13 protein-coding genes are annotated in these 14,763 nt (G+C 66.4%); 5 read left to right on the top strand and 8 right to left on the bottom strand.

Going from position 1 to position 14,763, the window contains the following annotated elements; genetic code table 11:
• Positions 1–18 precede the first annotated feature (18 nt).
• On the top strand, positions 19–1,269 hold the full coding sequence (locus tag TZ00_RS14810) for a D-alanyl-D-alanine carboxypeptidase family protein (protein ID WP_052521619.1): 1,251 nt from the start codon (positions 19–21) through the stop codon (positions 1,267–1,269).
• 9 nt (positions 1,270–1,278) lie between these two features.
• Here TZ00_RS14810 and TZ00_RS14805 read toward each other — a convergent pair whose 3' ends face one another.
• The 6 genes from TZ00_RS14805 to TZ00_RS14780 all read right to left on the bottom strand — a co-directional run bounded on the left by TZ00_RS14805 (position 1,279) and on the right by TZ00_RS14780 (position 5,492).
• Positions 1,279–1,533: a hypothetical protein gene (locus tag TZ00_RS14805; RefSeq protein ID WP_044442876.1), complete on the bottom strand. Its 255-nt coding sequence runs from the start codon at positions 1,531–1,533 to the stop codon at positions 1,279–1,281.
• A 39-nt stretch (positions 1,534–1,572) separates the two neighbouring features.
• Positions 1,573–2,073: a nucleoside/nucleotide kinase family protein gene (locus TZ00_RS14800; RefSeq protein ID WP_044442875.1), complete on the bottom strand. Its 501-nt coding sequence runs from the start codon at positions 2,071–2,073 to the stop codon at positions 1,573–1,575.
• Positions 2,070–2,852 (bottom strand): energy-coupling factor transporter transmembrane component T family protein, encoded by a 783-nt coding sequence (locus TZ00_RS14795; RefSeq protein ID WP_044442874.1) that lies wholly within the window; start codon positions 2,850–2,852, stop codon positions 2,070–2,072. Before TZ00_RS14795 ends, TZ00_RS14800 begins: the two co-directional genes overlap by 4 nt.
• Positions 2,849–4,303 (bottom strand): ABC transporter ATP-binding protein, encoded by a 1,455-nt coding sequence (locus TZ00_RS14790; RefSeq protein WP_084606176.1) that lies wholly within the window; start codon positions 4,301–4,303, stop codon positions 2,849–2,851. Before TZ00_RS14790 ends, TZ00_RS14795 begins: the two co-directional genes overlap by 4 nt.
• A gap of 20 nt (positions 4,304–4,323) precedes the next feature.
• On the bottom strand, positions 4,324–4,965 hold the full coding sequence (locus TZ00_RS14785; RefSeq protein WP_139368786.1) for an ECF transporter S component: 642 nt from the start codon (positions 4,963–4,965) through the stop codon (positions 4,324–4,326).
• 194 nt (positions 4,966–5,159) lie between these two features.
• Positions 5,160–5,492, bottom strand: a complete 333-nt coding sequence (locus TZ00_RS14780) for a hypothetical protein (protein WP_044442872.1) — start codon at positions 5,490–5,492, stop codon at positions 5,160–5,162.
• 65 nt (positions 5,493–5,557) lie between these two features.
• Here TZ00_RS14780 and TZ00_RS14775 point away from each other — a divergent pair, with 65 nt between their 5' ends.
• From TZ00_RS14775 to treZ, 4 genes are read left to right on the top strand one after another with little or no spacing between them, the layout of a single operon-like run.
• The gene (locus TZ00_RS14775; RefSeq protein WP_044442870.1) at positions 5,558–6,487 is read left to right on the top strand and encodes an LLM class F420-dependent oxidoreductase; all 930 of its coding nucleotides are present in this window, start codon (positions 5,558–5,560) and stop codon (positions 6,485–6,487) included.
• Between the two features lie 58 nt (positions 6,488–6,545).
• Entirely contained in the window at positions 6,546–8,747 is a 2,202-nt protein-coding gene (glgX, locus tag TZ00_RS14770; RefSeq protein ID WP_044442867.1) for a glycogen debranching protein GlgX, read from the top strand.
• 9 nt (positions 8,748–8,756) lie between these two features.
• Positions 8,757–11,105 (top strand): malto-oligosyltrehalose synthase, encoded by a 2,349-nt coding sequence (gene treY, locus TZ00_RS14765; protein ID WP_044442866.1) that lies wholly within the window; start codon positions 8,757–8,759, stop codon positions 11,103–11,105.
• Positions 11,102–12,865 carry a malto-oligosyltrehalose trehalohydrolase gene (gene treZ, locus TZ00_RS14760; protein WP_044442865.1) on the top strand — a complete coding sequence of 588 codons (1,764 nt, stop codon included), beginning with the start codon at positions 11,102–11,104 and terminating at the stop codon, positions 12,863–12,865. Before treY ends, treZ begins: the two co-directional genes overlap by 4 nt.
• A 109-nt stretch (positions 12,866–12,974) precedes the next feature.
• On the opposite strand, the gene dinB is transcribed toward treZ, so the two are convergent.
• Positions 12,975–14,204, bottom strand: coding sequence for a DNA polymerase IV (gene dinB, locus TZ00_RS14755; RefSeq protein WP_044442864.1), 1,230 nt, complete (start codon positions 14,202–14,204; stop codon positions 12,975–12,977).
• The gene (locus TZ00_RS14750; protein WP_044442862.1) at positions 14,201–14,752 is read right to left on the bottom strand and encodes a DUF1697 domain-containing protein; all 552 of its coding nucleotides are present in this window, start codon (positions 14,750–14,752) and stop codon (positions 14,201–14,203) included. The genes dinB and TZ00_RS14750 overlap by 4 nt, the downstream gene beginning before the upstream one ends.
• Between the last annotated feature and the right edge of the window lie 11 nt (positions 14,753–14,763).

The following is a 14,763-nucleotide window of genomic DNA, read 5'->3' as shown; positions in this document are numbered from 1 at the left end:
CGCGGTTAGCCTTGGCCAATGGCCAAGTCAACCGCATCACGCATCAACCGGGCACTGGGCATCACGCTCGGAGCCGTTCTGATTCTCGCCATCGGCCTCTATGGACCAGCCACTCTGGTGGGTCCCCTCCCCAGCACCAAGGCCGTTATCGACGACGCCTCGGACATCGTTCCGACGCTCGGCGCTCCGACCGTCTCGCAGAACGGCGCGAGCGCGATCGCCACCGCCGATGGCACGATCCTCGCATCCGGCGGCGACACAGCGCCCGTTCCTCTGGGAGGCGTCACGAAGGTCATCACCGCACTCGTCGTGCTCGACGCGAAGCCGATCGAGCCAGGCAAGCCCGGCCCATCGATCGTCGTCACCGCAGAGGACTACGCGGGCTACGTGAAGTACATCTCCGAGTCGGCGCGCTCGATCTCATTGATCGCGGGTGAGACCTGGAGCGAGCAGCAATACCTGCAGTCGATGCTCCTCGGGTCGAGCAACACCCATGCCGATGCACTCGCACGATGGGCATTCGGCTCGGTCGACGCCTATGTCGTCGCGGCCAACGCGTGGCTGGCAAAGAACGGATACGCGGGCACGACCGTGGTCGACGCGACCGGACTGGCCGAGGGATCGCAGGGCACGGCATCCGAACTCGCGGCCCTGGCCGCCCGCGCCTTCGCCGACCCCGTGCTCGCCGACATCATGAGCCACGACAGCGTCGTGGTCGCGGGCAATCGCAAGGTCGACAACGTCGCTGCCTACCGGGCCGACGAGGGCATTACGGGCCTGTCACGCAGCTTCACCGACTCCGCGGGCCTGTGCTTCCTCTTCCGCCTCACCGTGGGCACGGGCGTCGACGCTGTTCCGCTCTACGGCGCGTACCTGCGCGAGCCCGACTACGAGACTCTGGATGGCGACCTCTCAACACTCATCTCGACCGCGGCCGCGACACTCACCAAGACGGTGCTCGTGTCGCAGGGCGACCGAGTGGTGACCTACACGACGCCGTGGGGCGACGAGGCTCACGGCGTTGCGGTGGCGACAAAATCGCAGCTGATCTGGTTGACGGCGCCCGTCACCAAGACGGTCACCGTCGAGCCTGTGACGACCGGCGCAAAGGGCACGCGAGTCGGTCAGGTGACATTCAAGACACCCACGGGAGATGTCACCGTGCTGCTCGAGCTCGACAGGCGAATCGCCGATCCGGGGCCGGTATGGCGCATGACGCATCCGGCTCCCGTGATCGACGCCTTCATCAAGTCTCGAACCGATCAGTAGGCATTCCGCCTAGTGGTCGTCGCCGACGCCGCCCGTGCGAACGGTCGGGTCGGAGTCAGCGGCGTCGAAGGAGTACTTGACCGTGAGGTGGCCGTCGACCTCCTCGGTGTCGCCCGCCTCATACCAGAACGTCGACTCGAGGCCTCCGACGGCGCCGAGTGCCGGAAAGCGGCTGTCGAACTGTCCGTCGATGAACGCACGGTCTTCGGTCTGGCCTGCGAGAGGGCCGTCGAGATACAGGGCTGTGTAGGTTTTCTCAGTCATTGCTCCACCGTAAGCCGTCAGCCTGCATTCAGCTGTCAGTTAGGACCCATCGAGCCTGAGGTCGGCGAGGGAGGCAGGATTCTCGCCTTCGACGAACGACTCCCATTGACGCTGCCACTCGTCCCAGTGAGGAGCGTACGTCTCACCATCCCGTTCCAGTGCTCGATGCTTGCGGATGTCGTCGGGAGCGTCGAGCCACATGCGCACGTCGGCGCGCGCCGCATTCGCTCGGGTGAGCACCCCGCAGCCCTCGATGAGCAGAGGGCGCTCCGGGTCGATGTCGTGCCATTCGGCCGGCGCATCGGCGTTCCAGTCGAACCGCTGCCACCGTGCCGGCGCGCCCGCTGCGATCGGCTCGAGAACGAAGCGGTGCACGTGCTCGCCCGCCGCCCGCAGGCCGCCCCATCCCGGATAGATGTCGTCGAGACGCACGAGCTGCGGCACGACCGTCCCGGGCCAGCCGTCGACGATTCGATCTGCGAGCGTGCTCTTTCCCGCGCCACTCGGCCCGTCGAGCAAAATGATGTTCCGAGTGCTCATCCGACGATGAAGTTCCAGGTTCCGAACAGCACTGCGGCGGCGATCGCGGCCGCGGCGATCACGGCGCCGATTCCGATAAGCACCAACTCGCGCCATCCGAAGAGCGACTCGCGCGCCCAGGTGCGCTCCGTGTCTCCGCCGAAGCCGCGAGCCTCCATCGCTGTTGCGAGCTTGCTGCCGCGCCTGATGGAGAGGACCAGAAGCGCAAAGGCCTGCGAGAGAATCCGCCGGATACGCCCCCGGTCACCCACTCCCCGCGCTCGTCGGGCGAGTTCGAGCGAGCGCCAGTCATCGAGGAAGAGCCCCACCAGGCGCAGGCCCGCGAGCGCGCCGAGCACAAAACGGCTGGGCAGATGCCACACCTGAGCCAGACCATCGGCGAGATCTGTGGGGTCGATCGTCACGAACAAGACAATGGCGGGCAGCCCGATGGCAAGCACACGAAGCGCTGTGGCGACGGCCAACGAGATCGATCCGTCGGTCACATGGATGAGGCCGAACTCGAAGTGGCTCTGCCCGGATGCCTGCCCGTACAGCAGCGTGGTGAGGCCGGCCGTTGGCGCAGCGATCCAGACGGGAATCGTGCGGAAGAAGAACTGGCGAACGGACAGGCCGGCCCACGCCAGCAGAACGCTCTCCAGCACCAGCGCAGTGGCAGCGGAGAGCCAGTCGATCGTGAGAATGAGCGCAAGGCTCAGAAGAAACGCTGTGGCGAGCTTGGCCACGGGGTTGATCCGATAGATCGTCTGGGCGCCCTTGGTTGGTGTGAGGATGCTCATGACAGCCTGATCTCGTCGTCGGCGAGGGCGGCCACGAAGTCCGCGTCGTGGGTGACCGCCAGAATCGACTGGCCCTCGTCGAGCAGACCGGCGAGCAACGAGACGAGCTCGCTCCACGTTCGCGAGTCCTGTCCGAAGGTCGGTTCGTCGAGCACAAGCATCTTCGGTCGGGTGGCCAGAACCGTCGCTACGGAGAGTCTGCGCTTCTCTCCGCCCGACAGCGTGAACGGGTTTGCAAGCGACAGATGGTCGAGCCTCAACCGCTCGAGCAGCGCATCGACGCGCGCATCGATGTCTCCGTCGCTCAGCTCGAGGGCTCGAGGGCCCACCGCCAGTTCGTCGCGCACCGTCGATGCCAGAAACTGGTGCTCGGGGTCTTGGAATACCGTCCCGATGCGCGTGAGCAGATCCTTCGATCGCCAGGTGATCGGCGAGGTCGACTTCAGCTGCCCGGCGAGAGCCTGCGTGGCAGACACGGCGCCCTCCGCGGGGCGAAGGAGTCCGGCCAGGGTCAGCGCAAGCGTCGACTTGCCTGCACCGTTGGGTCCGACGATCGCGGTGGCCTTGCCCTCGTCGAGTGCGATATCGATGCCGCCGGCGATGCGCGTGCCGCGCACGCGCCCGATTCCGAGCCCCGTGGCATCCATGAGCCGTTCGCCCGCCCACGAGACCCGCCGTTCGGTCACGAGAGGCGGGAACTCGGGGATCCACACGCCGGATGCGCTGAGCTCCGCGCCCCGGGCGCGCAGCACGGCATCGGGTTCTCCGTCTGCAAGCACTCCTCCCCCGGGCGCGAGCACCACAACACGATCGACGATGTCGCGCCACACCTCGACTCTGTGCTCGATGACGATCAGCGTGGCCCCGGTCGTGCGGGCCACCCTGGCCACGGCGTCGCGAACCTCCGCAACCCCCTCAGGATCGAGATTGGCCGTGGGCTCGTCGAGAAGAATGAGCCCGGGCTGCATCGCCAGCACTCCGGCGAGCGCGAGCCGCTGTTTCTGGCCACCGGAGAGCGCCGAGGTCGGATGGTCGAGCGGCAGGTCGATGCCGACGGCGTCGAGAGACTCCGCGACACGACGCCAGATCTCGTCTCGGGGCACGCCCAGGTTTTCGCAGCCGAAGGCCACGTCGTCGCCGACTCGGGCGAGGATGACCTGTGAGTCCGGATCTTGCAGCACGAGGCCGGCAATACCGCGGGCGCTCGTGGCGTCTCGTCCTGCCACGCGAAGTTCGCCTCGCTGCTCGCCCTCGTCGTCGCCGCCGATCACCCCGGCGAGAGCGTGCATCAGCGTGCTCTTGCCCGCGCCGGATGCACCGAGAAGCAGCACGCGCTCCCCCGGCTCGATGTCGAGGTCGAGGCCATCGACCGCCCAGGCCTTGCGTGACGCGTGCCGCCAGCCCCAGCCGCGCGCCGAAACGGCGGCGGGGGGCTGGCGGTCGTGCGTCATGTCGTAAATTCGGATGCCCGTCAGACTCGCGCCGACACCTCTCGTCCCGAGGCGAATCGGCTGAGAGCGCCCGTTCGCGCGAGTCCGCGCGCGGCAAGCCACGACAGGAGGCCGGCGAGCACCGCACCGGAGATCAGCGAGCAGACGGTGTAGATCACTGCGAACTCGACCTTGGCGCCCGGGTACCAGAGAATGAGGTCGTTGATCGCAAGTGCCAGACCGGCGCCCATTCCCGAGAGCACCGCGACGTAAGCACGCCAGTTCGCATAGAGGAAGAGTGCGAGCACGATCTCGGCGCCGAGGCCCTGGACGAGTCCCGAGACGAGGGTGAGCGCGGCCCACTGCGTTCCGACGATCGCGGAGACCACGGCGGCGACAACCTCGGTGAAGAGGGCCGCACCGGGCTTGCGGATGATGAGGCCGCCGAGCACTCCCGCGAACAGCCATCCCCCGCCGAGAAGAGCCTGGAGTCCGGGAAGGGCCGCTTCGAGCGGCGCGGAGAGCGGATTGTATGCCTGCCCCCACAGCCAGAAGACGAGTCCAGCGGCGACGCCGATCACGCTGGCGACGACGATGTCGACGACCCTCCAACGAAAGCGGTTGCTGCGGCCCGCGCCGACGGTGATGGTGTCTGATTCTGATGAGGTGGTTGAAGTGCGCACTGAACGTGCCCTTTCGTCGTAAGCGAATGTCAGGGCACGGGTGGAGCCGCCGCAGAAAGACTGCGGACGACACCGTGAGATGTCCTCCCTGCGCTGGCATGATCCAGATCAGGTTCGACGGTCGAAGGTTGGAGAACCTTCCTCTCAGCCCGGCTCACCGGACTCCCGTGTTGCGACCAAGTATAGGGCGGTCGCTACTTCTTCAGCGCGCGGATGATGCGAGCGAGCGCCTTGCCACTGACCCACACCGCAGGGATGGACACCGCGAGCAGAGAAATAAGGTTCGGCTCGAACGCAACACGGCCGTTTTCCTGCGTGACGTAGGCGCCTACCGGAATGGCAGCGCCTCCCCCGCCACCGCCCGCGATGCCGGATGTCGTCTCATCCGATCCGCTCCCTCCGAAGCCGAACCAGCTGATGGCGACGGGGACCAAAGTCTGACCCTCGATCTCGACGGGATCGCCGTAGACGGCCCCCACTCCGAACGATCGAACGGTCTCTGCGAGCTTCACGGCGATGTTTGTCATGGGGTCACGCTACCCGGCGCACATCTGTGCCGCCAGGGTCAGTCGGGGTGTGACACTCTGGGGGTGTGGACCTACGTATCTTCACAGAACCGCAGCAGGGCGCAAGCTACGACGACCTGCTGACCATCGCAACAGCCACCGAGAGGCTCGGCTTCGACGCCTTCTTCCGCTCCGACCATTACCTCCGTATGGGCGACGACCCGTTCGAGGGACTGCCCGGGCCGACGGATGCGTGGACAACGCTGGCCGGACTCGCCCGGGAGACCTCGCGCATCAAGCTAGGAACCCTCGTCTCGAGCGTCACCTACCGCCACCCCGGCATCCTGGCCATTCAGGTCGCGCAGGTCGACGCCATGTCGGGAGGTCGGGTCGAGCTCGGGCTCGGCACGGGGTGGTTCGAGAAAGAGCACCTCGCCTACGGCATCCCGTTTCCCGCGAAGCGCTTCGGCATGCTCGAAGAGCAGCTCGAGATCATCACCGGCCTCTGGGGAACGCCGCTCGGCGAGAGCTACTCATTCGAAGGCGAGCACTACACGCTGATCGACTCGCCCGCCCTGCCGAAGCCCGTGCAACATCCCTTTCCCGTGATCGTCGGAGGGTCGGGGCCCACCCGCACCCCGAGGATCGCCGCGAGGTTTGCGACGGAATTCAACGTGCCGTTCGCCGAGTTCGCCGACATCCCCGTGCGCTTCCGCGCGGTGCGCGAAGCATGCGAGACCATCGGGCGTGAGCCGTCGGAGCTGGTCTACTCGGCCGCTCTCGTCGCCGCCGTCGGATCGAACGCGTCTGACTTCGAGCGCAGAGCGACGGCCATCGGTCGCGAGCCCGCCGAGCTCCGCGAGCACGGTCTCGCCGGCTCCCCCGCCGAGGTCGTCGACCGCATCGGCGCCCTGCGCGAAGACGGCGTGGAACGCCTCTATCTGCAGATTCTCGACATCCACGACCTCGATCACCTCGAACTCATCGCAGCCGAGGTCATGTCCCAGCTCGACTGAGCCTTACCCGCCCAGACACTTCTGCTCGACCCGAATCACGATTTCACAGGAGACTTTTATGGAAAGCTGGCCCGGATCGGCCTACCCGCTCGGCGCGACCTTCGACGGCAGCGGCACGAACTTCGCGATCTTCAGCGAGGCTGCTGAGCGCGTCGTGCTCTGCCTCTTCGGTGAGAAGGGCGCGGAGACCCGCATCGAACTCACCGAGGTCGACGCCTACGTGTGGCACTGCTATCTGCCCCAGGTTCAGCCGGGACAGCGCTACGGCTACCGTGTCTACGGGCCCTATGACCCCGAGAACGGCTGCCGATTCAACCCGAACAAGCTGCTGCTCGACCCCTACGCCAAGGCGACCAGCGGAACGATCGACTGGGATCAGTCGCTCTTCTCCTACAACTTCGGCGACCCGGACTCCCGCAACGACGACGACTCGGCCAAGCACATGATGACGGGCGTCGTCATCAACCCCTTCTTCGACTGGTCCGGCGACCGCGTTCTCGACATCCCTTACAACGAGACCGTCATCTACGAAGCCCACGTGAAGGGGCTCACCCAGCTGAATCCCGACGTGCCCCGCGAGCAGCGCGGAACATACGCGGGCGTCGCGCATCCGGCCGTCATCGAGCACCTCAAGAAGCTCGGCGTCACGGCCATCGAGCTGATGCCGGTGCACCAGTTCGTTCAAGACAGCACGCTGCTCGAGAAGGGCCTGTCGAACTACTGGGGCTACAACACGATCGGCTTCTTCGCACCGCAGTCGAGCTACTCCTCCGCCGGCGAGCGCGGCCAGCAGGTGCAGGAGTTCAAGGGCATGGTCAAGTCGCTGCACGCGGCCGGCATCGAAGTGATCCTCGACGTGGTCTACAACCACACGGCGGAGGGCAACCACCTCGGTCCGACCATCTCGTTCCGAGGCATCGACAACGCCGCCTACTACCGGCTCATGGACGATGACAAGCGGTACTACATGGACTACACGGGCACGGGCAACACGCTGAACGTGCGCCACCCGCACTCGCTGCAGCTGATCATGGACTCGCTGCGCTATTGGGCCACCGAGATGCACGTCGACGGCTTCCGCTTCGACCTCGCTTCGGCGCTGGCCCGCGAGTTCTACGACGTCGACAAGCTCTCGACGTTCTTCGAGCTCGTGCAGCAGGACCCGGTGATCTCGCAGGTCAAGCTCATCGCCGAGCCCTGGGATGTCGGCCCCGGCGGATACCAGGTCGGCAACTTCCCGGCCCAGTGGACCGAGTGGAACGGAAAGTACCGTGACACCGTGCGCGACTTCTGGCGCGGCGAGCCCGCGAGCCTCGGCGAGTTCGCCTCGCGCTTCACAGGGTCTGCAGACCTGTACGAGCACTCGGGTCGCCGACCCGTCGCATCCATCAACTTCGTCACGGCGCACGACGGCTTCACCATTCGCGACCTCGTGTCGTACAACGAGAAGCACAACGAGGCCAACGGCGAGAACAACAACGACGGGGAATCGCACAACCGCTCGTGGAACTCCGGTGTCGAGGGCCCGACGAAAGACCCGGCGATCCTCGAGCTGCGCGCGCGCCAGCAGCGCAACTTCCTGGCCACGCTTCTGCTGTCGCAGGGCGTGCCCATGCTGCTGCACGGCGACGAGATCGGCCGCACGCAGCAGGGCAACAACAACACTTATGCGCAGGACTCGGAGATCAGCTGGATCCACTGGGACCACGCCGACGTGCCTCTGAACGAGTTCACCGCCGCGGTTTCACGGCTTCGCAAGGAGCACCCCACCTTCCGCCGCAGCCGGTTCTTCGACGGTCGCCCGGTCAGGCGCGGCAAGGGCGAGCCCCTGCCCGACATCGTCTGGCTCAACTCGGATGCCCGTGAGATGGAACCCGAGGAATGGGACGCTCCGCTCAGCCGCTCGGTGGGCGTCTTCTTGAACGGCCAGGGCATTCGCGGACGCGATCAGCGCGGTCAGCGCATCACCGACGTGAACTTCCTTGTCTATTTCAATGCCGAACCGCAAGACGTTGACTTCGTTCTTCCTCCGGGCGAATACTCGCAGTCGTGGGACGTGGTCATCGACTCGGCCGGCCAGGCTGCTGACGGGCCGCTTCGCAGTGCGAACGAGAAGGTCAGAGTTCTGGCCAAGTCGCTCGTTGTGCTCCGCGCCCACCAAGAAGCGGTGACGGAGGCCGACCACTCGGTGGCCGCATCCCTCACTGCCATGACCGGCACCATCGAGACCATCCCCCTGACCAAGCCGTCCAACGGCTAGCGAGGACACATGCGCGAACCCCTCTCCACCTACCGACTCCAGATCTCGTCGTCGTTCACCCTCGACGCGGCGGCAGAGCTGATCGACTACCTCGCAGACCTCGGCGCCGACTGGGTCTACCTGTCGCCGATCCTCGAGGCCGAGCCGGGAAGCAACCACGGCTACGACGTGACCGACCACTCGAAGATCGATCCGGAGAGGGGTGGACTCGACGGGCTGGAGCGGCTCGCCAAGGCCGCGCACTCCCGCGGCATCGGCGTGCTCGTCGACATCGTGCCGAATCACGTGGGGGTGGCTACCCCTCCCCTGAGCGTGTGGTGGTGGGATCTGCTGACGCACGGTCGCGACTCGCGCTATGCCGAGGCCTTCGATGTGGACTGGGAGTTCGGCCACGGCAAAGTGCGCCTGCCTGTGCTGGGCGACGATTCGCTCGACGCGCTCGAGCTCGCCACGGGGCCCGACGGAACGAAGGAACTGCACTACTACGACAACCGATTCCCGGTTGCTCCGGGAACGGCCGCCGACGGTGCCGATGCGATCACCGTGCACTCGCGTCAGCACTACGAGCTCATGAACTGGCGGCGCGCCGATTCCGAGCTGAACTACCGACGGTTCTTCGCCGTGACCACGCTTGCCGGTGTCAAGGTCGAGGTTCCGTGGGTGTTTCAGGAGTCGCACGCCGAGATCAGGCGTTGGTTCGATGACGGGCTCGCCGACGGCCTACGGGTCGACCACCCCGACGGGCTCGCCGATCCCGAGGACTACCTCGAGCATCTCGCCGAAATCACTGGCGGCGCGTACGTGCTCGTCGAGAAGATCCTCGAGGGCGGCGAGCGGCTGCCCGGCACCTGGAAGACGGCCGGCACGACCGGGTACGACGCACTCGGCGACATCGACCGGGTTCTGGTGGATGCCTCGGGCGAGGAGTTCCTGAACGTCGCGTTGGTCCTGGGCGACGACGAGAGCGCCCACCACAACTGGAGCGCCCTGATCCACGACACGAAACGCGCGATCGCGGACGGCATCCTGCACTCCGAGGTCCTCCGCATCCAGCGCGACCTCGACCGCGAGGACGCGCTCAAGGACTCGACGTGGCGGGGCTCCCCGGCCATTGCCGATGCCATCGCCGAACTGCTCACCTGCTTCCCCGTCTACCGCTCCTACCTTCCCTCGGGTGTCGAGAAGCTTCACGAAGCCCACCGCGACGCGCTCGGGGCCCGCCCTGACCTGGCCGCCGAGCTCGAGGCGGTGGCCGCGGCGCTGTCGCATCCGAGCAACGCGGCGGCGATTCGCTTCCAGCAGACGTCGGGCATGGTCATGGCGAAGGGCGTGGAAGACACGGCGTTCTACCGCTGGAACAGGCTCGTCTCGCTCAACGAGGTGGGCGGCGAGCCTGCCGAGTTCGCGATCGAGCCCGCGGAGTTCCACGCGCGCCAGTGGCAACGTATGGCGTCGTTCCCCCGCACCATGACGACGATCTCGACCCATGACACCAAGCGAGGCGAAGACGTGCGTGCTCGCATCGACGTGCTGAGCGAGGCCCCGCACACCTGGCTCGAGACCCTCGCCGGGCTGCGCGAATCCGCGCCCATCGGCGATGAGACGTTCGATTCGCTCCTCTGGCAGACCGCGATCGGCGCGTGGCCGATCGAGCGCGAACGTCTGCACGCCTACGCGGAGAAGGCGTCCCGGGAGGCCGGCGCGTCTACCACCTGGAACGCTCCCGACGAAGAGTTCGAGAAGGCGCTGCACGCGGCGGTCGACGCCGCCTACGACGACCCGCGCGCCCGAGAGCTCGTCGATACGCTCGCCGCGCGCATCCGGCCCGCAGGCTGGTCGAACTCGCTTGCGGCGAAGCTCCTGCAGCTCACCATGGTGGGGGTGCCCGACGTCTACCAGGGCACAGAGCTCTGGGACAACTCGCTGGTCGACCCCGACAACCGCCGCCCCATCGACTTCGACGAGAGACGCCGCCTGCTCGAGATCCTCGACACGGGAGAGCTGCCGACCGTCGACGAGACCGGCGCAGCCAAGCTGCTCGTCACCTCGCGAGCGCTTCGGCTGCGGCACGAGCATCCGGAATTCTTCACGGGGTACGCGCCCGTCGAGGCCCACGGCGACGCCGCCAGTCACGTCATCGCCTTCGACAGGGGCGGCGCGATCACGATCGCCACTCGCCTGCCCTGGTCGCTCGCCCAGGCCGATGGCTGGGGCTCGACTCAGATCACCATCGAGCGCGACAGCGTCGACGTGCTCACCGGGCGCCAGGTCGACGCCGGCCCGGTGTCGCTGTCGGAACTGCTCGCCGACCTTCCGGTCGCCCTCCTTGCCGCCGTCCGAGAGGATCTCTCCGAATGACCGAACGCCTGCGTTTCGATGTCTGGGCGCCTCACGCCCGCCGCATGCGCCTCGTTGCATCGGGGCAGACGATAGAAATGACCCGAGAAGGCGGCGATTGGTGGACCGCCGGCTCATCGGCGCCCGAGGGCGAGGTCGACTACGGCTATATCGTCGACGATGCCGACGGAAACACAGTCGGGCCCATTCCGGATCCTCGTTCGCGGCGTCAGCCCGACGGGGTGCATGGGCTCTCTCGCACCGTCGACGACGCCTCGTATGTCTGGAACGACGACGACTGGGCCGGACGACAGCTCGCCGGCAGCGCAATATACGAGTTGCATATCGGCACGTTCACGCCCGAGGGCACGCTCGACTCGGCGATCGATCGCCTCGATCACCTCGTGTCTCTCGGCATCGACTTCGTCGAGGTCATGCCGGTCAACGCCTTCAACGGCACACACAACTGGGGTTACGACGGCGTGCTCTGGTTCGCCGTTCAAGAGACCTACGGCGGTCCGGATGCCTACCGCCGGTTCGTCGACGCGTGTCACCTTCGCGGCCTCGCGGTCATTCAAGACGTGGTCTACAACCATCTGGGCCCCAGCGGCAACTATCTCGGGGTCTACGGACCCTACGAGCACGAGGCCGCCGGAACCACCTGGGGCAGGGCGATCAATCTCGACGGCCACGGATCGACCGAGGTGCGTCGCTTCATTCTCGACAACGCCCGGATGTGGTTCGAGAAGTATCACGTCGACGGTCTACGCCTCGACGCGGTACACGCGCTGCATGACGAGAGTTCGCGTCACCTGTTGAGCGAACTCGGCGCGGAGACGGACGCGTGGTCGGCGTTCGTCGGCCGGCCGCTCAGTCTCATCGCCGAATCCGACCTCAACGACCCGGTCATGTTCACGGCCCGCGACCACAACGGCTACGGCCTCGCCGGTCAGTGGAGCGACGACTTCCACCATTCAGTGCACGTGGCACTCACGCGCGAGACGTCTGGCTACTACGCCGACTTCGAACCGCTGAGCGCATTGGCCAAAGCACTGACGTCGGGCTTCTTCCACGACGGAACCTGGTCGAGCTTCCGAGGCCGTCACCACGGCAAGCGCATCGACACCGCCAATGTGCTGACCTGGCGCCTGGTCGTGGCCAATCAGAACCACGATCAGATCGGAAACAGGGCGATCGGAGATCGGCTCACCGCATCGCTCGACGAGGGCCAGCTCGCCATCGCGGCTGCGCTGACTCTTCTCGGCCCGTACACCCCGATGCTGTTCATGGGCGAGGAGTGGGGCGCGTCGACGCCGTTCCAGTTCTTCACGTCGCACCCCGAGCCCGAGCTGGGCAAGGCGACCGCAGAGGGCCGCATCGCGGAGTTCGAGCGCATGGGGTGGGACGAGTCGGTCGTTCCCAATCCGCAGGATCTGTCGACCTTCACCGACTCGAAACTCGACTGGAGCGAACCTTCATCCGAGGGCTCGACCCACGCTCGCCTGCTGGAGTTCTACACAGCGCTCACAACACTGCGCCGCACCGTGCCTGCGTTCACCGACCCACGCTGGCCCCACCTCTCGGTGGAGTTCTCGGAGGACGAGCGGTGGCTACAGCTGACCCGAGGCGACGTGACGGTGCTGGTGAACTTCTCGGCCGATCCGATGGATGCCCCTCACGGCCTGCTCTCATCGACCGACGTGCTCCTCGAGTGGAACCCGCGGGGCGAGAACCCTCGCGTCGCCGGCCACTCGGTGACGGTCTACCGCCCCAGCATCTGACGACCCGCGCTGATCGAGTAGCCGCGCGAGGAACGAGACGGCGTATCGAGATCACCCCCGTTGATGGTCGATACGGCCGCAGGCGGCCTACTCGACCGGCGAGGACCCTCTATTCGGGAGTAGGCGGGTTCTTCGTGCGCATGAGCGACGCGGGGCCGACGGCGCCTGAGCCGAAGCGTGCAGCCAGTTTGTCGATGGTGCGCTCGGCGTCGCGCCATCCATCGGTCTGGGACTCAGCCTCGTCGGCCCAGAGAGACGGCTGATGCACCACCGAGCCCGATTCGGCGAGCTGCTCGACCCGCACGCCGATGAGGCGCACCCGCTGATCGTCGCGCAGGTCGAGCGCATCGAAGATGGCCTTGGCCTCGTCGTAGATCTGCTTGCCGAGGTCGCTGGGCTCGGCGAGCGTGCGCGATCGTGTGATGGTGGTGAAGTCACTGAACCTGAGTTTGAGTGCGACAGTGCGACCCTCAAGGCCCGCCCTGCGCAGCCTCACGGCCACCTGATTCGCCTGTTTGAGCAGCTCTCGATGAAGAACCCGCCGATCCGAGACATCGAATTCGAATGTGTTCTCGTGCCCGATGCTCTTCTCTTGCCGCTCGAGAACGATGCCCCGAGGATCGATGCCGAGCGCCAGAGCGTGGAGCTTCTGGCCTGCCGCCTCGCCAACCGCTCTGGTGAGCGCCGGCAACGGCGTCTCGGCCAGCTCTCGCACCGTCTTGATGCCGATGCGCGCCAGCGCGGCCTCAGTGCTCGCACCCACACCCCAGAGCGCCTTGATGGGCAGAGGGTGCAGAAAGGTGAGGATCTCGGACTCGGGAACGACAAGCATGCCGTCGGGTTTGGCGCGCTGCGATGCCATCTTGGCGACGAACTTGGTCGACGAGGCTCCGACAGAGCAGGTGAGGCCGGTCTCGGCGAACACCCGAGCTCGAACCTGCGCGCCAATTGCGCTTGGACTGCCGAGCAGTCGTCTGGCGCCCGACACGTCGAGAAAGGCCTCGTCGATGCTGAGCGGCTCGACCAGCGGGGTGACGTCTCGGAAAATGCGCATCACCTCTGCCGAATAGTGCTCGTACAGCTTGCGATGCGGGGGCAGGATGTGCGCCTTCGGCGCCAGCCGCATGGCCACCGAGACCGGCATCGCGGAGTGGACGCCGAGCCGCCGCGCCTCGTAGGTGGCGCTGGTGACGACGCCGCGGCCGCCTGCATGACCGATGATGACCGGCTGGCCGCGCAGTTCGGGGTGGTCGAGCAGCTCGACCGAGGCGAAGAACGCGTCCATGTCGATGTGCAGCATGGTGGCGGTCGAGTCGTCTGCTCCGCCCTGCACGATCATCCTTCGAGTCTAGGCAGCACCAGCGACACCAGCTTGTTCGCGGTGTTCGCATTACGCGTCGTCGCCGCCAAACCGAACTGCTTCCAGAAGGCCAGTGGGATCGCCGACTTCGACACTCCGTGGGGGCACCACGCGTAGACGGCCCTACTGCCGAGGCTGATGATCTCGGGCAGCAGGCCGTCGGCATCGGGAAAGACGAGCGTCGATGCGGGCGGCGCCGCATCGGGCAGGAACGAGATCAGCAGTCGCGAGGGATCGTCGGAGACATCGACGAGCGGGTTCTCCTGCACGACGCCCACGAACTCACTCCCCTCGAGCACGACGAAGCGGGCGGACACTCCGGTGACCTCTGCGAAGCGCTTCTCGAGGTCGACGATGTCGCCCGCCGAGAGCGACGTCGCCGAGTCGAAGACGGCGTTGCCGCTGCGCAGCAGTGTCTTCACGTTCGTGAAGCCCGCCTGCTCGAGAACCCGCTGGAAGTCGGGCATCGGCACCAGGGTGCTCGTGCCCACGTTGATGCCGCGCACGAGCGCCACGTATGTCGTCATGGCGACCTCCT

This window comes from Agreia bicolorata, assembly GCF_000938265.1.
In the GTDB taxonomy this organism is placed as follows: Bacteria; Actinomycetota; Actinomycetes; order Actinomycetales; family Microbacteriaceae; genus Agreia; species Agreia bicolorata.
The sequence above is the reverse complement of the archived record's forward strand: the minus strand, read 5'-3'. Positions and strand labels throughout refer to the sequence as shown.